Here is a 21,471-nt window from a genome sequence, read left to right as displayed (position 1 = left end):
ATATATCATTATTATTTTTGAATAGTCTTTAGTTTTTTTTTAAAATTAGAGGTAGATCAAAAAATTTTTAGAATTGTTTGTTTTGTTTTTGTTAAAAATGTAACAAATGTCACAGAAAATAATTTTTTTATAGTTGATAATAAGCATACTCCAATTTAGAGTGAATCTTCTAGCTATTTTATAAGGTGAATATTAAATTTAATTATTGCTTTATAACATAGTAAAAAAGTTGTAGTACAACTGTTGTAAGTAAAAAATGAAGGACTTATTTAATGCAATCTAACAATACAATGAAGGCTTGGTTAGCCTCAACCGCATTTGGAGGCGCCAACCAATCTTATATTGAAGATCTTTATGAATCTTATTTAACCGACCCAAATAGTGTTTCCTCCGAATGGCAGTCAATCTTCCAGCAATGGAAGACAGAAAATGATCAGCCTCACGCTCCAATAAAAGATTATTTCCGCCGTTTAGCGAGTGAAGGTCGCCGTAATCAACAAACTGTGATTGATCCTGAAGCTGGGGCGAAACAAGTTCGCTTATTACAATGGATTAATGCCTATCGTTTTCGTGGACATCTAAATGCTGATCTAGACCCATTAAAAATGTGGAATCGTCCAGAAATTGATGAATTAGATTTTCATTATCATGGTTTCTCGGATGAAGAGTTAGATGAACGCTTTAATATTGGTCACTATGTGTATCAACGAGAGAGCATGACATTACGTGAAATTAATAAAGCGTTAAAAGAAACCTATTGTGGTCATATCGGTTTAGAGTTTATGCACATTACGGATATTGAAATCCGTCGTTGGTTACAAGAAAAAATTGAAAGTGTATTAAATAAACCATTGTTTACTAAAGAAGAACAATTAACTTTCTTAAAAGAATTAACCGCTGCAGATGGTTTAGAACGTTATTTAGGTGCGAAATTTCCAGGTGCAAAACGCTTCTCGCTAGAAGGAAGTGATGCCTTTATTCCATTGATGAAAGAGATTATTCGCCATGCAAGTAAGCAAGGTGTAAAAGATGTCATTATGGGAATGGCACATCGTGGTCGTTTGAATATGTTAGTGAATGTACTTGGTAAAAAACCAAGTGAGTTATTTGATGAGTTTGCAGGTAAGCACGCTATCAATAGAACAGGTGACGTAAAATATCACCAAGGTTTCTCATCAAATTTTGCTACTGATGAAGGATATGTTCATTTAGCATTAGCTTTTAATCCATCTCATTTAGAAATTGTTAGCCCAGTAGTCATCGGTTCAGTACGTGCAAGACAAAATCGTGGGCATGATACCGAACGTAAAAATGTATTGGCGGTGACAGTACATGGTGACTCAGCGGTTGCAGGACAAGGTATTGTACAAGAAACTTTAAATATGTCGGCAACTCGTGGCTATACCGTAGGCGGTACAATTCGTATTGTCATCAATAACCAAATTGGTTTTACTACTTCTAATCCGCACGATACTCGTTCAACCGAATATTGCACAGATATTGCGAAGATGATCCAAGCACCAATTATCCATGTTAATGGTGATGATCCTGAAGCAGTTGCATTTGCAGGACGTATTGCAGTTGAATATCGTACAAAATTTAAACGTGATATTTTTATTGATTTAATTTCTTATCGCCGTCATGGTCATAATGAAGCAGATGAACCTTCAGCAACTCAACCATTGATGTATAAGAAAATCAAAGGTCATCCAACCCCCCGTAAAGTGTATGCTGATTTCTTAGTTGAACAAAAAGTCATTACTGAGGAAGAAGCGAATGTGTTTGTTAATGATTATCGTGATGCCTTAGATAAAGGGGAATGTGTCGTTCCAGAGTATATTCCAATTGATATGAATAAGATCGACTGGTTGCCATATTTAAATCATAGCTGGACATCTCCTTATGAAAGTAAATTCCCAGAAGAACGCTTTAAAGCCTTAGCACATAAAATTAGTGAATATCCAGAAGATCACCCGCTACAAAGCCGTGTAGCAAAAATTTATACCGATCGTCAAGCAATGGCACGAGGTGAAAAACCATTTGACTGGGGAATGGCTGAATCTATGGCGTATGCAACTCTTTTAGATGAAGGAAATCATATCCGCTTATCAGGTGAAGACGCTGGACGCGGTACTTTCTTCCACCGTCATGCGGTATTGCATAACCAAGAAAATGGTACGACTTATACTCCATTACAACATCTACATGATCAACAGGGTGAATTTGAAGTATGGGATTCGGTGCTTTCAGAAGAGTCTGTATTAGCGTTTGAGTACGGTTTCGCAACAACAACCCCAAGAACATTAACGCTATGGGAAGCACAATTTGGTGATTTTGCTAACGTTGCTCAAGTGGTAATTGATCAATTCATCAGTTCAGGTGAGCAAAAATGGGGAAGAATGTGTGGTTTGGTTATGTTGTTGCCACATGGTTATGAAGGCCAAGGTCCAGAACATTCATCTGCTCGTTTAGAACGTTATTTACAACTTTGTGCAGAAGATAATATTCAAGTGTGTGTCCCTTCAACACCAGCACAGGTTTATCATATGTTAAGACGCCAGCTATTGCGTAAAGTCCGTCGTCCGTTGATTGTGATTACACCAAAATCTTTATTGCGTCATCCGCTTGCGGTTTCTGAAATGGATGAGCTATATAACGGCGAATTTAAGAATGCAATTGGTGAAATTGATAATTTAGATCCAAAACAAGTGAAACGTGTTGTGTTGTGTTCAGGTAAGGTTTATTACGATTTATTAGAAGAAAGACGTAAACGTGAAATTACGGATATTGCATTAATTCGTATTGAACAACTTTATCCTTATCCACACGCAGAAATGAAAGAAATTTTATCTGATTATCAACATGTAACTGATTTTGTATGGTGTCAAGAAGAACCACAAAATCAAGGAGCTTGGTATTGTAGTCAACATAATTTCTATGCTTCTTTACCTGAAGGAGCGAAGTTGCGTTATGCAGGACGTCCAGCATCTGCATCGCCAGCGGTTGGTTATATGTCATTACACGTCAAACAACAAAAAGCGTTGATTGATGATGCGTTAACTATTGAATAACAGAATCTAACTAAGTAGAGGATATATAAATGAGTAATGTTGAAATTGTTGTTCCTGATTTGCCTGAATCCGTTGCAGATGCAACTGTAGCAACTTGGCATAAAAAAGCAGGTGATTTTGTTAAACGTGATGAAGTGCTTGTTGAAATTGAAACCGATAAAGTTGTGTTAGAAGTTCCTGCGAGTATTGATGGTGTCTTAGACAGTATTGTTGAAGAAGAAGGCGCAACAGTTGTTAGTAAACAATTATTGGGTAAACTTCGTGAAGTGAAAGAAGGCGAAGAAACAAAAACGAGTGTAAGTAAAACTGAGCCAACACCAGCAGATCGTCAGCATGCGGCGATTGAACCAGAAAGTTCAAATGATGCATTAAGCCCAGCAGTTCGTCGTCTATTAGCAGAAAAAGAGCTCGATCCAAGTAAAATTAAAGGATCGGGTGTTGGCGGTCGTTTAACTCGTGAAGATGTTGAAGCTTATGCTGCTTCTAATAGCTCAGCACCGGCCGCAGCAGAAGTGGCGCCAGTATTAGCTGCACGCAGTGAGAAACGTGTACCAATGACACGTTTACGTAAACGTATCGCAGAACGCTTATTAGAAGCGAAAAATAGTACAGCAATGCTTACTACGTTCAATGAATTGGATATGACACCAATCAAAAAATTACGTAAACAATATGGTGAGCAATTCGAGAAAAAACATGGTGTACGTTTAGGTTTTATGTCTTTCTATGTGAAAGCGGTTGTTGAAGCATTAAAACGTTACCCAGAAATCAATGCGTCTTTAGATGGCGATGATATCGTATATCACAATTACTTTGATATTAGTATTGCCGTTTCAACACCACGTGGTTTAGTTACTCCAGTATTACGTGATTGTGACCAACTCAGTATGGCTGAAATTGAAAAACAAATTAAACTGTTAGCTGAAAAAGGTCGTGACGGAAAATTAACTGTTGAAGACTTAACGGGTGGTAATTTCACTATTACTAATGGCGGTGTCTTCGGTTCATTGATGTCAACACCAATCATTAACCCACCACAAAGTGCAATTTTAGGTATGCACGCCATCAAAGATCGTCCAGTCGCTGTTAATGGCCAAGTGGAAATTCGTCCGATGATGTATCTTGCGTTGTCATACGATCACCGTTTAGTTGATGGTAGAGAGTCAGTTGGTTTCCTAGTCACAATTAAAGAGTTATTAGAAGATCCAACACGTATTTTATTAGAAATTTAATCTCACTAATCATCACATTTTACTTAATACCTGCCATAGGGTTATGGCAGGTACGCAATCAATAGGAGAAAGCATGAATTTACATGAATATCAAAGTAAGCAAATTTTTGCTGAATACAAATTACCTGTGAGTAAAGGGATCGCTTGCCAAAACCTAGAAGAAGGTTTACAAGCAATGAAAACATTAGGCGGCAATGAATGGGTGGTAAAATGTCAAGTTCATGCTGGTGGACGTGGTAAAGCTGGCGGGGTAAAACTCGTGCGTTCAGAGCAAGAAGTCGCAGAATTTTTTGATCTCTGGTTAGGCAAACGTTTGGTTACTTTCCAAACAGATGCAAATGGTCAGCCAGTAAATACAATTTATGTTGAACAGTCATCAAATATCAAAAAAGAACTCTATGTTGGTATGGTAATTGATCGTTCATCACAATCAGTCGTATTTATGGCATCAACCGAAGGTGGCGTAAATATTGAAGAAGTTGCGGCAAAAACACCGCATTTATTACATAAAGTTTATGTTGATGCATTGATTGGTGGTATGCCTTACCAAGGTCGTGAGTTGGCATTTAAATTAGGGTTAAATCCAGAGCAAACTAAACAATTTACCCAAATGTTCTGCCAATTAACTAAACTCTTTATTGAAAAAGACGCAGCATTATTAGAAATCAACCCATTAGTAATTTTAGATAATGATAAGTTGCACTGTTTAGATGCGAAAGTTGTCATTGATGGTAATGCACTTTATCGTCATCCAGATTTACTCGCAATGCGTGATTTAAGCCAAGAAGATCCACGTGAAGCAGAGGCTGAAGAGTCACAACTTAACTATGTTGCACTTGATGGCAATATTGGTTGTATGGTGAATGGTGCAGGTTTAGCTATGGGAACTATGGATATTGTTAAATTACATGGTGGTAATCCAGCAAACTTCCTTGATGTTGGTGGTGGTGCAACCAAAGAACGTGTTGCGACTGCATTCAAAATTATCCTTTCAGATAAGAATGTAAAAGCTGTATTAGTAAATATCTTTGGAGGTATTGTACGCTGTGATCTCATTGCGAACGGTATTATTGATGCAGTAAAAGAAGTCGGTATTAATGTACCAGTTGTCGTGAGATTAGAAGGGAATAATGCGGAATTAGGTCGTGAAATTCTAGCAAATAGTGGACTTACAATTATGGCTGCTAATTCATTAACAGAAGCGGCGAAATTAGTGGTTAAAGCTGCGGAGGAAAAATAATGTCTATTTTAATTGATAAAAATACTAAAGTAATTTGTCAGGGCTTTACTGGCGGCCAAGGAACATTCCACTCAGAACAAGCTTTAGCTTATGGTACACAACTTGTTGGTGGGGTATCACCGAATAAAGGGGGAACCACCCATTTAGGCTTACCAGTATTCAATACTGTACGTGAAGCAGTAGAAGCCACAGGTGCAACAGCCTCTGTAATCTATGTGCCTGCACCAGGTTGTAAAGATGCTATTTTAGAAGCGATTGATGCTGGTATTCAATTAGTTGTTTGTATTACCGAAGGTATTCCAACAGTGGATATGTTAGTAGTAAAACAAAAATTGAATCAAACTGGTGTACGAATGATTGGACCTAACTGCCCAGGCGTGATTACACCGGGTGAATGTAAAATTGGGATTATGCCAGCACATATCCATAAAAAAGGTAGTATTGGTATTGTTTCTCGTTCAGGTACTTTAACTTATGAAGCTGTAAAACAAACTACGGATGAAGGTTATGGTCAATCTACTTGTGTTGGTATCGGTGGTGACCCAATTCCAGGTTCAAGCTTTATTGATATCTTAAAATTATTTGAAGCTGATCCTGAAACTAAAGCAATTGTGATGATCGGTGAAATTGGTGGTTCTGCTGAAGAAGAAGCGGCTGCCTATATTAAACAACACGTGACTAAACCAGTTGTGTCTTATATCGCAGGTGTAACTGCACCAAAAGGTAAACGTATGGGACACGCAGGTGCAATTATCAGTGGTGGTAAAGGTACTGCAGATGAAAAATATGCTGCACTTGAAGCTGCAGGCGTGAAAACTGTACGTAGCTTGGCTGATATCGGTAAGGCATTACGTGAGTTATTAGGTTAAACTTAACCTTATTGTTTAAAATAAAAAACCGCCATTTTAGGCGGTTTTTTGTTATCGAGATAGAGAAGATTAACGCATTGTAACAAACTCTTCTGAACCCGTTGGGTGGATTGCTACTGTATTATCAAAGTCTTTTTTGGTTGCACCCATTTTAATTGCTACCGCAAAACCTTGAATCATTTCATCCACACCGAAACCAATCCCATGTAAGCCAACAATTTTTTCATCATCACCGGCGCAAACTAATTTCATCCGACATGGTTGACGATGTTGGGTAACAGCAGTGTACATAGAAGTAAAGGTAGATTTATACACCTTCACATGTTCAGCACCATATTGCTCGATTGCTTGTGGTTCAGTTAAACCGACTGTACCAATTGGTGGATGGCTGAAAACAACCGTTGGAATTAAGTTATAGTCTAAATGTTCAGTTGGTTTGTTGTTAAATAGACGTTCAGATAAACGGCGTCCAGCAGCAACGGCAACAGGTGTAAGTTCCACAGCACCTGTATTATCACCAACAGCATAAATACCTTTTACATTAGTATTTTGATATTTATCGACTTCGATAAATCCTTTGCTATTAGTTTTCACACCGGCTGCTTCAAGATTTAAATTATCAGTCATTGGGACACGTCCAATTGCCCAGACAAGACAATCAACGGTTTGTGAACGACCATCTTCTAAGAAGAGCGTTAAACTACCATCAGCATTTTTAACAACTTTTTGTGGAATTGCCTGAGTGTGTAAAGTTGGGCCTTCGTTGTTGATGACTTCTACTAAAGTATCAACAATTAAAGGATCAAAATTACGTAATGGTGCGTGTTTACGAACAAAAAGATGGGTTTCTACACCAAGATTATGTAATACACCCGCTAATTCAACAGCAATATAACCAGCACCAACCACAGCAACACGTTTTGGTAATTCAGTTAAGGCAAATACACCGTCTGAATCAATACCGTATTCGGCACCTTCAATATTTGGGTGACTTGGACGACCGCCAGTTGCAATTAAAATATGTTTTGCTTTAATTAGCTCGCCATTAACTTCAACGGTATTCGCATCAACGAATTTTGCAAAACCACGAATGACATCAACTTTGTTATTGCCTAATACGCGTTCATAAGATTGATGAATACGATCAATATAAGCTTCACGGCTTTCACGTAATTTAGCAAAATCAAAACGGTTAACAGTGATATCAAAACCATAGTCAGGCGCATATAGATTAATCGCTTCTGAGATTTGTGCTCCATACCACATTACTTTTTTCGGTACACAACCTACATTAACACAGGTTCCACCAAGATATTTGGCTTCAATAATGGCACATTTTTGACCATAGCTTGCTGCACGGTTGATTGAAGCGATACCACCACTACCGCCTCCAATTGCAATATAATCATATTCTTTCATCGTAATTTCTCCGTATTGATACGTTTTTTTAAGTGCCTTTATTTTGGCGAATTTTCTTTGATTAGGCTAACTGTTAGCATAAATCGGTTTGATTGGTAAGAGTGATTTATTCAGGTGTAATCCAATTTACTGACCAATGCCCAGTACCTGCTGGCGCTAATACTTCACTTAAGTAAGGCAGAATTTCTTGCATTTGGCTTTCTAATTTCCAAGGTGGATTAATGACAATCATGCCGCTTGCTGTCATACCTCGTTGAGTAGAATCTGGACGGATACCTAATTCAATTTGCAGAATTTTGCGGATTTGTGTTGCTTCAAAGGCATGAATCATCTTTTTAATTTGTTGTCGTAATACGACAGGATACCAAATTGCATATGTTCCAGTGGCAAAACGCTTATAGCCTTCCACAATTGCATCAACAACCAGTTGATAATCTTCTTTTAATTCATAAGGAGGATCAATTAACACAAACCCACGACGCTCTTTTGGTGGCAAGGCAGATTTTAATTGTTGGAATCCATTTTCACGTTTGACTTGGATATTACTGAACTTCTGCATATTTTTACGTAATAGTGGATAATCGCTAGGATGCAGTTCAGTTAAAATAGCATGATCTTGAGGACGCAATAAGTTAGCCGCTAATAAAGGAGAACCTGGATAAAAGTTGAGTTTATCTTTTGGATTAACCTGTTTAACTTGTTGTAGATAATGGCTAATAATCTCAGGTAAATCATCACGTTCCCATAAATAACCAATACCTTCAGTAAATTCAGCTGTTTTTTCTGCTTCAAAACTTTGTAAAGAGTACAATCCAGCACCAGCATGAGTATCAAGATACAGGAATCCTTTCTCTTTTTGCTGTAATGCTTCCAGAATGAGTAATTGCACAATATGTTTTAACACATCAGCATAGTTGCCAGCATGGAAACTGTGGCGATAACTTAACATAAATATCCTCTTATTTTTCTAATCTTTTCCAATGTTTAGGATTGACAAATTCTATCCCTTTATCAATGAATGTAATGTTTTCATGTTGTAATAGATAACGTTTTATCGGTAAACCACCACCGAAACCAGTTAATTGTTGTTGTTTTCCTAAAATACGGTGGCAAGGCACAATAATACTAATCGGATTACGCCCTACAGCGCCACCAACCGCACGTACTGCTTTTGGTTTTCCAATACGTTGGGCAATATCGGCATAAGTTGCAGTTTGTCCAAAAGGAATTTGTAATAATTGATGCCAAACCGCCTGTTGAAAATCTGTACCTAATAATTTTAATGGTAATGATGTAAATGCTTGATGCTCACCAGAAAAATAGCGAGTTAATGCTTGTTCTGTTTGTTGCAAAACTGGGTGATCACGACCACACAGCCAATGAGGTTGAGTGATTTCGTTTTCGCGCTCAAATAGCACTCCAACTAAATGATGTTGATGGGCAAGTAATTGTAGTTTCCCTACTGGGGAATCTATTGTGTGTAAAAAGATGTGTTCTTTCATTTTCCCCTCTTGATTAGGTGGTTAGAAAAAGGCGTTATTTTGCGAAGAAATACTAAATTTCTCAAGTAGATTGTCGATTTTTACCTTTGAATAAACCAATTAAATTTTGAATTCGATAAATTAATAAAGCGGATAAAATCAAGATACTGCCGATAATTTTAATCGTACTAAGTTGTTCGCCTAATAGAATGACACTTAAAATAATCGTCCAAACTGGCTCTAATAGCATAATAATGGAAGCATTTGCAATATGACAATAACGCTGCCCGATCGTTTGTAACATATAACGGAAATTGGTACCAATTAATACGCTAGTCGCTAACCACCAAATCGCAGAAGAAGGAATATCACTTTGCCATTGTTCGGTGAGTAAAGAGTAGAAAAGACATAGTACGCCAACTACGGCAAGCTGTAATGTAGTTAATGGTAAAGGTGGAATGGATTTAGAATATTGATTATGTAATACAAAATAGATCGCAGAAAATAACGAAGCGAGTAAATATAGCGAGCTATCAACTGAGAAATGGAAATCACCTTTTGAATTAGCGAGTAGATAGACACCACAAAGTGCGGTCGGTAAAGCGATCCAGAATGTGCGTAATGGTTTATTGCGGAATACAAGCCAAGAAATCAATGGTGCAAGCAACATAGATACACTTAATAAAAATGCACCTGAGCCAAGATTATTGTTAAAGGTAATTGCCATAATCCAAGTTGCCATAAAGATAGCAAAAAATAATCCAGTAGCAAAGGCACGAATAATCTCAGAGCGAGTTAAGCGTTTTAGTTGTGGATATGCAAAGGGAAAAAAGAGAAGTGCAGCAGAAAAGAAACGCAATCCAATAAAACCCACTGGAGGAAAACCGACTAAAGCATATTTAGAAAAGAACCAACCCAATGCCGCTAAAATTGAAACAAAAAACAGAATTATCTCACCAATACCATCAATATTTTTCATTTGTATATCCATATTCTTTTATCGTTAATTGTGTATTATCGGTATTCCGAAAAAGCCTGTAAAACCCTTTTCAGTAAGAATTTACCAATTATTGTCATAGCGCAAAGAGAACTGGCAAAGTTACTGGATGTTTATACAGTTTTCTTGTATGCTATGCAGCAGTTTTTTTTGTGAGGTTGAGTATGATTGGGCATTTACGAGGCATTCTATTAGAAAAATCGCCACCAGAAATTTTATTAGATGTAAATGGGGTGGGATATGAATTGTTATTACCAATGACCAGTTTCTATCATTTACCAGAAGTAAATATGGAAACAACACTTTATACACATCTTGTAGTAAGAGAAGATGCACATTTATTATTTGGATTTTACCAAAAGCAGGATCGTACCTTATTCCGTGAATTAATTAAAACCAATGGTGTTGGCCCAAAATTAGCATTAGCGATTTTATCGGCAATGTCAGTGAATGAATTTTCTTATGCAATAGAGCATGAAGAACTCTCTAAATTAGTGAAAATTCCTGGGGTAGGAAAGAAAACAGCAGAACGTTTATTAGTCGAACTAAAAGGGAAATTTAAACAGTACCGTAATCAAGATTTCTTTATTGAGCAGAAAGTGGGTACCACAACAATGGAACAAAGTTTGGCAACTGAAACTTCTCCAGCTGATGATGCGATTTCTGCCTTGATTGCGTTAGGTTATAAACCAGCTGATGCAGAAAAAATGGTGAAACACGTTGCCCAACCTGATCTAAATAGTGAACAATTAATTCGTGAAGCATTAAAGAATGCATTGTGATTAGAAACGGTATAAAAGATGATTGAAGTAGATCGTATTATCAGCCCAACAGCCAAAGCAGAAGAAGAGTATATTGACCGAGCTATTCGCCCAAAATTACTAGAAGATTATGTTGGCCAGCCACACGTACGTGAGCAGATGGATATTTTTATTAAAGCGGCAAAAATGCGTCAAGATGCACTGGATCATCTGTTAATTTTTGGCCCACCAGGGTTAGGGAAAACGACATTAGCAAATATTGTTGCTAATGAAATGGGGGTTAATATTCGTACAACATCAGGTCCTGTTTTAGAAAAAGCGGGTGACCTAGCAGCAATGCTGACCAATCTTGAACCTCATGATGTGCTATTTATTGATGAAATTCACCGTTTATCTCCAGCAATAGAAGAAGTGTTGTATCCAGCAATGGAAGACTACCAGTTAGACATTATGATTGGTGAAGGGCCAGCTGCAAGATCGATCAAATTAGATCTGCCTCCCTTTACATTAGTTGGTGCAACGACAAGAGCAGGTTCACTCACTTCACCGTTACGCGATCGGTTTGGTATTGTGCAACGTTTAGAATTTTATTCTATTCCCGATCTCACCTCGATAGTTATGCGTAGTGCAAACTGCCTTAATTTACAGATTGCAGATGAAGCTGCACATGAAATTGCTCGCCGTTCTCGTGGTACACCACGAATTGTAAATCGTCTATTACGCCGTGTGCGTGATTATGCAGATGTCAAAAATGGTGGTTTTATCTCTGCAGAAATCGCTAAACTGGCGTTGAATATGCTGGATATTGATTCAGAAGGTTTCGATTTTATGGATCGTAAATTGTTGATGGCGATTATTGAACGCTTTGATGGTGGACCAGTAGGTTTAGATAATCTTGCCGCAGCGATTGGTGAAGAAAAAGAAACAATCGAAGATGTTTTAGAACCTTATCTTATTCAGCAAGGTTTTTTACAACGTACTCCAAGAGGCAGAATTGCCACCTCTCATACTTATCGTCATTTTGGATTAGCTCAAGTTTAAGCAAGATTAATCTTATGATGCAGAAGTGAGAAAAACACGCCACAAACGTGGCGTGAATTTTTCGGGTATCTATTGTTATTATTATCGTGTTATGGAACTAAAATGTCATTTTGAACGATACCGTTGGGTTATGTTCAATATAGCCTTTACGTGCAGTTGCATCATATCCCACGGAAATGGTCGCCATAGGAGAAAGCTGATAACTTATATTCAAGCTAACTTCACTATTAATACGACCGTGACTAGCGCTTTCAGTAGTGAACTTCAAGTCAGATGCCCCTATAAAGGCAGCTTGTATAGAAGCTGGCTCACCAATTAAGTCATAACCAATCCCAAGTCGTGAATTAAGGGTAAGTTTCTCAGTAAGACGAGCATATACTCCCATACCTACCTGACTAATAAATGACTGGTAAGTTCCTGCATTAACATGAAGATGTAATACGCTAGGGTCTAATGAATCAGTTCCTCCTTTCGTATTTGTTCCTATTTCAGAGAAGTTGTTATGACGCACAACTTGATAATCAAGGCGTATAAAAGGTTTGATTTCAAATTGTTGAGAAGTATAGGCATTAAAGTTAAGCCCAACTGCAGCATAACCTATCTTATTGACATAGTTTCCTTGCATAGAATGGTTAGCAAAACTGATATAACGTGTAGAACTAATATCACTATAGCCAATACCTGCTTTAAAGTCTAAATCTGCAACAGTACTAATTGGTGTATTACCATAAAGACCTGCTTGAATGGTATCTGCACGTAAACGTTGGTTTGAAATAGACTTGTTGCTATGGATATGGTCATAAGCATAACCTATCATCACTCCTAAGCGAGATTGATGACGACATTTTTCTAATCCGACAGCAAAGCCATAACTTTCTCCTTGATAGCCTGTGGCACCATAATAAGCCTGTTGAGTTGCCCAACGACCAAATGGTTTCACCCATAAATGCTTATCCTGTTCTGGTTGCTGGATAGTATAACAGCGCTCATAAAGAGGTGCTAAATTAGCTAACCGTTTGCTAGTATTTGCTACTACTTGACCACTAGCTGCAATTAAAGATGGTAAAGCATCTAATAATCGAGAAGCTGATTCTTGCTTGTTTGGTGTTCGATAGAACCATTGTGAGAGTTCATTTTTAGGTGCTCGTTCAAAGTTAGCATCTAAAGCTGTTGCAGCGCCTAATGCTCGTTTTAGATTAAACATTTTTGCAATATCAACTAATTTTGTAGCTGGTGTTGGAATAAGATTAATTGACTTCCCATCTGGAGAAATCTGAGGAACAAAATTAAAGAGTTCACTATTGTCGCTATAATCAGAGAATGGATTATTTTTATTAATGTCTATATATGTTCCATCAGGTTGTTTATGTTTAAAAGTGTCAGCTTGAAGAATGTTATCTAGCTTTACTTTGGCAAGAGCATCTTCATCGCTACCCGCAATATCAATAAATAGGATACCGTTAGCGGTATCAGCATTACGAGCTATATTAATTTGGCTATGACCTGTTGGCGTAGCAATTATATTAAGTGCGCCATTAAGTGTTAAACTTCCAAGCGAGGTACCTTGTGTATCTACCGCTAAAGTTGCTCCTGATTTCACTGTAACATCTGCCTGCCCTAGCTTTCCGCCCTCTGTCATTTGGAGCTTACCTTCATTAACATTCACTTGACCTGCAAATGGATTATCGGCTTTTACTTCAAAGGTTCCATTACCATTTTTATTCAATGTACCCACGCCTGTGATGGGCGCTGATACTGGCTGTGTGATGCTACCTGAAGCCACATCAAGATTGAGTGTGCCATCTATATTGATAGTATCCTTGCCATCTGGCGTACTATTTAAGCCTTCAAAGAGCGGTGTTCCGTCTGTTGGATTAAGGTTTAATGTGGCATTGTTGGCGACATTGATTATTGATGCTTCATTGTCATTAGCATCTGGACTCACGATATTAGGGGTAGTCAATGTTGCATTTGGATTGACATTAAGTGTACCGCCATTCATAGAAATCGGATTTGTCGCATCCAATTTACCCGCAGCAGTTGAGCCAGAAGCATCGCCTACGTTTAAAGTACCGTCTTTAGCGATATTCACATCGGCGGTAACGGCTGCTTCACCATTAATATTTACCGTAGCAGATTGGTCATCACCGTTGCCCACATTGAGGGTATCTGTCGTGAGTTTTGAGCCTTGATCAACAGTTAATTCACCATCATTGACATTCACTGTGCTAATGGCGTTGCTTGGTGCTTTCAATACCAAGCCACCCAAACCATTTTTATTCAATGAACCTGTGCCAGCTATCGCCGCATTCGGCGCTTGCTCCACAGTGCTACCTGAATCAATTGCTACATTTAATGCTCCATTAATCTCGATGACATCACCTTGAGTGGTATCCAGCCCTGAGAATAATTGTTCCCCATTTGCTGGTTTAAGATTAAGTATACCTGTGCTGCCGACAGTAATCTTCGCATCTTCACCATCACCCGCTATTGCAGGGTCTGAGGTGATATTTTTCGCATTCAAAGTACCATCAACTGTAACACGACCAGAATCAACAACTAAGTTATGTTCACCACGCTCACCAGAATTTAGGATACCGCCTTGGTTAATTGCGATAGTGCCGCCAGCTACTTTCGCACTGCTTGTTGCAGTTACTGTAGCACCATTATTCACCGCAATATTACCATCTTGATTCACCACTAAATCGGTTGCTTTTACCGTTCCACCTGCATTAAGCGATGCGGTACTTGGTTCGCCATCCCTATTACCTACAGTGAGTCTGCCTGCATCTAAGGTTGCATCACTTGCGACATTCAATGCACCATCATGAATATCGGTATTATCAGCTTTGGTTGTACCGCCATTAACGTTCACCGTACCGTTATGATCTACAGTTAAAGTATTCGCTTTGGTTGTACCTGATGAATTTAACGTACCACCATCAACATTAACAGAGCCAATAGGTGAACTAGCGCCTAATTGACCTGATTCATTAACATTGACGGTTCCATCATTACCATTCACGGTAAGGCTTGTGGCATCTACCTTACCATCTATCGTTAAGGTTGCAGTATCGCTATCCTTATCGCCCACAGTAATATCGCCACCATTCAGAGTACCTGCTGCCTCTACAGAGATAGCCCCCTCTTGAATAGCGGTGGTATTCGCTTTGGTTGTACCACCAGTAATATTCACGGTACCTGATTGTGTTGCATTATCCGCTTTAGTTACAGTTAAAGTATCTGCTTTTGTGCTACCTGAAGAGGCTAAAGTACCGCTTTCTACTTTTAATTCATCTGTAACATTAATACCTTCGTTATTGTCTGTTGTTGGATCATCTGCTTTATTATTTGTCAGGATTGCATCAGATTTGACTGTGATACTACTTGCATTAACAGTTCCGTCATTGGTTAGGCTTGCTGTTCCTGTATTGCCTATTCCATCGCCAACAGCAACGGTACCCCCATTTAAGGTAGCTCCATCAGAGATATGCGCTGCACCGTCTTTAATGGAGGTGGAGTTAGCACGAGTAGTACCGCCAGTAATATTAACAGCACCTTTGTTATCAACGGTTAAAGAGTTAGCTGTAGTTGTGCCTGATGAATTGATAGTGGCATTATCCGCTTTCAGATCACCAGTTACTGCCGTTTTACCAGAGAGAGTAGCTTGCCCTTGATTGCTAACGCTGAAATCTCCACCGACAGTGGTTGCGCCTGATGAAGTAACCGTACCACTATTGACAGTTAAATCATTAGTAACGTTTAGACCGTTTTCTACATTAGAAGTGTTAGTTAATGCGCCATCATTGTTTACAGTAATATTATTGGCTGCAACGGCACCGTTGTTAGAAATAATGAGTTTGGCTGCATCAGCTACTGCTGTTCCATCATTGTTTCCAACCGTAATATCACCACCATTTAGCGTACCGCCAGATACAGAAACAGAACCATCTTTAATCGAGGTTGTTGCTGCTGTGGTAGTGCCATTAGTAACATTAACAGTTCCATTTTCTACTGTAATTGCGTTATTAATTGTAGTTGTTCCAGAGGAATTTACTGTACTACCGTTATCTACGGTTAAGCTACCTGCTGTCGTTGTACCAGCAGAATTGATTGTACCGCCATTGGCTTTTAATTCACCCGTAATATTGGTTGTACTACTAGCCCCTAAATCTACAGTACCCGCACTTGCCGTAAGTTTATTGGCTGTAGTCGCTGCATTAAGCGTTAGATTACTTTCTGCATTATTAACCGTGATTTCATCTGCTTTCACTGTACCATCAGAAGTGAGATCACCCCCTGATAAAGTCAGGTCGCCATTAGGGCTTAAATCAAAAGTACCGCGTTGATGAACGGTAGTTGTACCACCAGACAAGTTAGCTGAGTTTGTTGCGGTAATTGTTCCGTCATTATTAACATCAACTGTACCGCCACTAATGGCGATATTGGTGGTGTCAAGTTTACCATTCGCATTAACATCAACATCGCCACCGCTAATGTTGGTAGTTGGAGCAGAAACTGTACCAGCAATATCTACATCACCGCCGCTTATATCTAGTTTAGTGAGCGAGGTATTGCTTCCTGCACCTAAGGCGACTGTACCTGCACTGGCTGTTAAGTTCGTTGCTTGAGTTGTGCCGGTTGAATTGAATGTACCGCCTTGGACATTAATATCGGTAATTGGCGAATCCTCAGTACCTAATGAACCTGTATTCGCTAATTTGCCATCTCTTTTGATATTCACCGTTTGACTGGTTACCGTACCGCTATTGGTTAAGGTTGCGGTATTTGGAGTACCATTGTCTTCATTACCGACATTTAAGGTATCACTATCTAAAGTAGCGCCGCTTGCTACATTAACGGTTCCATCATTTAAGTTTGTCGTGGTTACATCAGTTTTACCACCTGTTACATTTACAGCACCACCATCAACGGTTAAATCATTTGCTGTTGTTGTACCAGCAGAATTAATCGTACCGCCCTCAGTTTTTAGTTCACCCGTAACTTTTAAACCTTCTTGAACATCGGCTGTATCTGGATTATCCGTTGCATTATTGGTTAAATTACCATCATTTTTAACTGTTACACTATCGGCTTCAACAGCACCAGTATCCGAGATTGTTAATTTTGCAGCATCATTTGTAGCTGTGCCATCATTGTCACCAACAGTAATAGCACCACCATTTAATTTACCGCCTGATACAGCAACCTCACCATCTTTAATGGTGGTTGAACCTGCACTTGTTGTGCCACCTGTTACATTGACATTACCGCTTTCTACGGTCATTGCCCCTGCAACATTGGTTGTACCCGATGAAGTGACTGAGCCACCATTGACTGTTAATGCACCTGTAACGTTTAAGCCCTCTTGAACATCGGCTATATCTGGATTATCAGTAGCACTATTGGTCAAACCACCATCACGATTCACCGTTACGCTAGTTGCTTCAACCGCACCGCCTGTAATATTCAATGAGGCTGCATTATTTGCGGTATTTTTATCGTCTCCATCTCCAACGATAACTACACCAGCATTTAATTTACCGCCAGAAACGTTCATCGCACCATCATTAATCTGCGTTGTTGCAACCGTAGTATCGCCACCAGTAATAGAAACTGAACCCGCAGTTTCTGTTGAAGCGCCATCAGCACCTTCTGTACGAATGCCTTTATCAATAGTTAAAGTGCCTATATTGGTGCTACCTGAAGACTCAACTTGTCCGCCTTGAACATTCAGTGTACCAGTTACCTTGATACCTTCTTGCTTATCCGTTGTAGCTTTGTCATCAGTTGCAGTATTACTTAACTTACCATCTGCTTTAACATTCACTGTTGTGCTAGTAATGCTACCTGTACCACTATTTTCTAAAGTTGCGGTTGTCGCACCGCCCTTTCCATCGCCTACATTAATCTCTGTACTGCTTAATGTACCTGTATTGCTCAGTTTTCCATCGTTAATGTTAGTGGTATCACTATTCAATGTCCCTGTATTAGCTAAGGTTCCTGTTTCCACATTGGTGGTGGCAAGTGTATTACTTGCAGTCAATGTAAGCGTTCCAGCACCTTTCTTATTCAGAGTACCTTTAGCATCATTCAGTGCAGTGATATTGGCATTGCTATCTTGAGCAACAGAAACGCCCTCTGCAACATCAACATTTAAATTACCAGATAAACCAATGTTATCACCTTGTTCAGTATTAAAACCTGAAAACAAGGTATCGCCTGCTGTCGGTTTTAAATTGACCGTCCCCGCAATACTCACTTTGGCATTTTTATCGTCAGCCGTAGCGCTATCTGAAGTAATATTTTTCGCATTAACTGTACCCGATACCGCGAGTTCACCACCATTGACTTTAATATTCGCAGGTGCTTCACCATTTGCCGCTGTTAAGGTACTGTTAGCTTGAATATCAACCTTACCATCATCGCCTTCAATGGTTACACTCGTGGCTTTAGCGGTTGCACCGTCTTTAACTACCACACTAGCACTTCCAGTATCCCCTGTCTTATCACCGACTGTCATCGCTCCAGCGTTAAACGTCGTATCTGCACCCGATGCCGTTATTGTTCCGCTATTTACCGTAGTGGTTGTCGCTGTGGTTGTACCACCTGTGATATTGACTTCACCTTGGCGGGTAGTGCCGTCTGTATTGGTACCTTGATTAACTGTTAATGTCCCTGCTGTTGTGGTGCCAGATGATGCCAATGTACCGCCATTCACAGCTAAATTTTGCGTAACGTTAAGTGTTCCTTCATTGTTGGCATTCCCACCATTTTCTATAGTGAGATTGTTATTGACTGTAACACTGCCGCTAGATTTATTGGCTAAGTCGCCATCTGATTTAATATTGATATCATTCGCTGTTACAGAACCATTAACTTCTAACCCTGCTGATTTTGGTTTGCCTACATTATTACCAATATTAATGGTATTGGTAACTGTTAAACTTTTATCCGCTGAAACAGCAATTTTCCCATCATCAATATCAAGATTACCAATGCTGTTATCGGCATTCAGGGTTAATTGCCCTGCACCTTGTTTAACCAATTTACCCGACCCAGTGAATGCGGCATCGGCTTCTTGTGCCACTGTACCGCTCGCAACATTAGCATTCCACGTGCCATCAATGGTTACGATATCTGGTGCAGGGGTAGATTTAAAGTTTTGGAATAAAACATCGCCGTCAGTTAAATTTGTGGTTAATGTGCCACCACTTGCGACATTGACTGTAGCTAATTTTGTACCCTCAGTATCGGTTGATTTGATATTACCAACCGTTGCCGTACCATTGACGGTCAATAAGCCGCTATTGATCTCCACATCACCATTATTGGCTGTGGTTAATGTCCCATTAACGGTTAATTTCGCTTGATTAGCGCCTTGAGTAGCATCGTAGATAGCTTGGTTATCAATTAAAACATCGCTGGTCTGAGTGATACTGGTATTGGCAACAATATCAAGTTCACCACCCGATACAATGGTTTTACCTGAATAATCATAGGTTTTACCATCGACTAGAGAAGTGGTGCCACTGCCTGCTTGCTCAAGATACCCCCCCCCCAGTAACAATATTATCTAAGTTATAAGAATTTGAACGGTTGATTTTTAATCCAGCACCTGAAGCAATAGTAACTGTACCATTACCAATATCACCAGTTTCTCCACCATCACCAACTTGCAAGATACCAGCATTGATCTCTACATTGCCAGTAAAGTCACTGCTATCTTTGGTAATAGTAGTAGTTCCTGAGTTGTCTGCTAATTGGATTAATTTCCCTGCACCTGAAATAGCATTATCTAATATGTAATCATTAGCACCATGATTAAGTGCTAGGGTGGTATCGTTTGCTAAAGTAATATTACTTTCAGTAGCAAGATCACCAGTGGCAGCACCATTTCCTAATTGCAAAGTACCTGCATTAACATTGGTTGCACCTGTGTAGATATTATCAGCACCAAAAATTAAGGTGCCATTACCTGTTTTACTTAAATTACTGCTACCTGAAATAACACTCTTATTGTCTAATGTTAATGTTTTGCCCTCAGCAACATCAATAGTTGAATCTGCTTGTAAATTGATTGGTGCAGCCTCTGATGTGGTCGTAATCGTACCCGTTTCACTGGCAGCAAGTGTCCCGCCATTAAGATTTAGGCTAGAGTTAGTTAAAGTTAAACCGTTAGTGAGGTCTAATGTTGCATTTGCATTAAGTTTAACGGAAGAAGAATTAGCAAACGTTGAATTATTAATTAATTTAACTGTGGAGTTGGTTAAATTTAAACTACTTCTATTAAAATTACCTGCTATATTGCTTAATTGAGCACCGTTATTAGTAAACTTTAATGATGAATTATTGATCTGTCCTTGTGATAATTGAAATGTAGATTTATTATCCACTAAAAGTGTTAATTGTGAAATTCTCCCATATGATATAGACAATAAACTATTACTTTGAACCTTTATATTTATATTCTTGCCTGAGCTTGTAGTAAAGCTTGAGGCATTGAGGGAGGAATTTCTCAGGACGTTCAAACTGGAATGAGAAGTTGCACCAACTTCAATAAGTGGGGTGCTTATTGTTGTTCCATCTTGAACATTAAAGGTGTTTGTTCCATTAGGTTTATCATTATTCCAAACACTAAGCTTAATATTAGAAAAAGTCCTTCCCTTAGACCATGATTGTGCTTTTACTTCTCGTACAAATTGATCTAAGCCACTAATTCCAATTGCAGTAATGGTTCCTGTGTTATATATGGATCCTATATAAAGATTGTTATCACTAACTGCTACTCCCCCACCAGCAACAACTTGCGCCAAACTCTCATGCACAGGTAATAAAGAAATTATAGTAGAAAGAATAAAAGTAATTTTCTTGCTTTTATTAACTATTTTTTTACTAGACTTTGTTTTCCCCTTAGCAGGTGTAAGTTCTGATACACACTGCCATAACCCCAACGTTGCATTCCATACAACACGATAAATTTTATTCATATGTCAATCCTTTGATTTATTATCATCAATAATGAAGTAAACCTAATGATTAAAAATCTCAATATAATCAAATTAACGGTTGTTTATTATCGAAAAGCGGAAGATTCTATCAGTTATTTAAATTATTACAAGAAAATTAGTAATTTAATTGCTATTGTTGCAATAGGTTATAATTTTATTTGTTTTTATTGATACTATTTCTGTAGTAAAAATCCATTCTGAAATAATATCTTTTTTAACTTTATAAATTAAAACTTACTTATTGATATGGATAATATATTTCTTCTCAACCTCTTGCAAACGAAAGGAAGTTTCTATAGAATTTGCACGTTTTTTGCCAAAGAAAAGGATTGGTGAACAACATTTGATT

12 protein-coding genes are annotated in these 21,471 nt (G+C 38.6%); 6 read left to right on the top strand and 6 right to left on the bottom strand.

The features are described from left to right. Positions 1–272 precede the first annotated feature (272 nt). From sucA to sucD, 4 genes are all read left to right on the top strand, one after another. Positions 273–3,071 carry a 2-oxoglutarate dehydrogenase E1 component gene (sucA, locus tag QV06_RS06980; RefSeq protein ID WP_065237514.1) on the top strand — a complete coding sequence of 933 codons (2,799 nt, stop codon included), beginning with the start codon at positions 273–275 and terminating at the stop codon, positions 3,069–3,071. A gap of 29 nt (positions 3,072–3,100) precedes the next feature. Next, on the top strand, positions 3,101–4,303 hold the full coding sequence (odhB, locus tag QV06_RS06975) for a 2-oxoglutarate dehydrogenase complex dihydrolipoyllysine-residue succinyltransferase (protein WP_065237513.1): 1,203 nt from the start codon (positions 3,101–3,103) through the stop codon (positions 4,301–4,303). A 73-nt stretch (positions 4,304–4,376) separates the two neighbouring features. After that, positions 4,377–5,543, top strand: coding sequence for an ADP-forming succinate--CoA ligase subunit beta (gene sucC / locus QV06_RS06970; protein ID WP_065237512.1), 1,167 nt, complete (start codon positions 4,377–4,379; stop codon positions 5,541–5,543). Then, positions 5,543–6,412 (top strand): succinate--CoA ligase subunit alpha, encoded by an 870-nt coding sequence (gene sucD / locus QV06_RS06965; protein ID WP_065233791.1) that lies wholly within the window; start codon positions 5,543–5,545, stop codon positions 6,410–6,412. The genes sucC and sucD overlap by 1 nt, the downstream gene beginning before the upstream one ends. A 69-nt stretch (positions 6,413–6,481) precedes the next feature. On the opposite strand, the gene gorA is transcribed toward sucD, so the two are convergent. From gorA to QV06_RS06945, 4 genes are all read right to left on the bottom strand, one after another. Beyond that, positions 6,482–7,831 carry a glutathione-disulfide reductase gene (gorA, locus tag QV06_RS06960; RefSeq protein WP_065237511.1) on the bottom strand — a complete coding sequence of 450 codons (1,350 nt, stop codon included), beginning with the start codon at positions 7,829–7,831 and terminating at the stop codon, positions 6,482–6,484. Positions 7,832–7,937: 106 nt separating this feature from the next. Continuing rightward, entirely contained in the window at positions 7,938–8,780 is an 843-nt protein-coding gene (locus QV06_RS06955) for a 23S rRNA (adenine(2030)-N(6))-methyltransferase RlmJ (protein ID WP_065237510.1), read from the bottom strand. Positions 8,781–8,790: 10 nt separating this feature from the next. Next, positions 8,791–9,333, bottom strand: a complete 543-nt coding sequence (locus QV06_RS06950; protein ID WP_065237509.1) for a methylated-DNA--[protein]-cysteine S-methyltransferase — start codon at positions 9,331–9,333, stop codon at positions 8,791–8,793. Between the two features lie 61 nt (positions 9,334–9,394). Then, a complete protein-coding gene (locus tag QV06_RS06945) occupies positions 9,395–10,291 on the bottom strand; it encodes a DMT family transporter (RefSeq protein ID WP_065237508.1) in 897 nt (298 codons plus the stop codon). Positions 10,292–10,473: 182 nt separating this feature from the next. Here QV06_RS06945 and ruvA point away from each other — a divergent pair, with 182 nt between their 5' ends. Together ruvA and ruvB are read left to right on the top strand one after the other, a co-directional pair. Further along, positions 10,474–11,091 carry a Holliday junction branch migration protein RuvA gene (gene ruvA, locus QV06_RS06940; RefSeq protein ID WP_065237507.1) on the top strand — a complete coding sequence of 206 codons (618 nt, stop codon included), beginning with the start codon at positions 10,474–10,476 and terminating at the stop codon, positions 11,089–11,091. An 18-nt stretch (positions 11,092–11,109) separates the two neighbouring features. After that, a complete protein-coding gene (gene ruvB / locus QV06_RS06935) occupies positions 11,110–12,111 on the top strand; it encodes a Holliday junction branch migration DNA helicase RuvB (protein ID WP_065237506.1) in 1,002 nt (333 codons plus the stop codon). Positions 12,112–12,208: 97 nt separating this feature from the next. On the opposite strand, the gene QV06_RS06930 is transcribed toward ruvB, so the two are convergent. Together QV06_RS06930 and QV06_RS06925 are read right to left on the bottom strand one after the other, a co-directional pair. After that, a complete protein-coding gene (locus QV06_RS06930; protein WP_065237505.1) occupies positions 12,209–19,681 on the bottom strand; it encodes an autotransporter-associated beta strand repeat-containing protein in 7,473 nt (2,490 codons plus the stop codon). Further along, positions 19,656–21,101, bottom strand: a complete 1,446-nt coding sequence (locus QV06_RS06925; protein ID WP_065237504.1) for an ESPR domain-containing protein — start codon at positions 21,099–21,101, stop codon at positions 19,656–19,658. The genes QV06_RS06930 and QV06_RS06925 overlap by 26 nt, the downstream gene beginning before the upstream one ends. Between the last annotated feature and the right edge of the window lie 370 nt (positions 21,102–21,471).

The organism is Gallibacterium genomosp. 3, from assembly GCF_001678475.1.
Classification (GTDB): Bacteria; Pseudomonadota; Gammaproteobacteria; order Enterobacterales; family Pasteurellaceae; genus Gallibacterium; species Gallibacterium faecale.
This window is presented reverse-complemented; position numbering and strand designations above follow the sequence as displayed.

What these genes read in the sequence shown, in the direction of transcription:
- sucA (WP_065237514.1), top strand. Translation starts at nt 273, where the DNA reads ATGCAATCTAACAATACAATGAAGGCTTGGTTAGCCTCAACCGCATTT.
- odhB (WP_065237513.1), top strand. Translation starts at nt 3,101, where the DNA reads ATGAGTAATGTTGAAATTGTTGTTCCTGATTTGCCTGAATCCGTTGCA.
- sucC (WP_065237512.1), top strand. Translation starts at nt 4,377, where the DNA reads ATGAATTTACATGAATATCAAAGTAAGCAAATTTTTGCTGAATACAAA.
- sucD (WP_065233791.1), top strand. Translation starts at nt 5,543, where the DNA reads ATGTCTATTTTAATTGATAAAAATACTAAAGTAATTTGTCAGGGCTTT.
- gorA (WP_065237511.1), bottom strand. Translation starts at nt 7,831, where the DNA reads ATGAAAGAATATGATTATATTGCAATTGGAGGCGGTAGTGGTGGTATC.
- QV06_RS06955 (WP_065237510.1), bottom strand. Translation starts at nt 8,780, where the DNA reads ATGTTAAGTTATCGCCACAGTTTCCATGCTGGCAACTATGCTGATGTG.
- QV06_RS06950 (WP_065237509.1), bottom strand. Translation starts at nt 9,333, where the DNA reads ATGAAAGAACACATCTTTTTACACACAATAGATTCCCCAGTAGGGAAA.
- QV06_RS06945 (WP_065237508.1), bottom strand. Translation starts at nt 10,291, where the DNA reads ATGAAAAATATTGATGGTATTGGTGAGATAATTCTGTTTTTTGTTTCA.
- ruvA (WP_065237507.1), top strand. Translation starts at nt 10,474, where the DNA reads ATGATTGGGCATTTACGAGGCATTCTATTAGAAAAATCGCCACCAGAA.
- ruvB (WP_065237506.1), top strand. Translation starts at nt 11,110, where the DNA reads ATGATTGAAGTAGATCGTATTATCAGCCCAACAGCCAAAGCAGAAGAA.
- QV06_RS06925 (WP_065237504.1), bottom strand. Translation starts at nt 21,101, where the DNA reads ATGAATAAAATTTATCGTGTTGTATGGAATGCAACGTTGGGGTTATGG.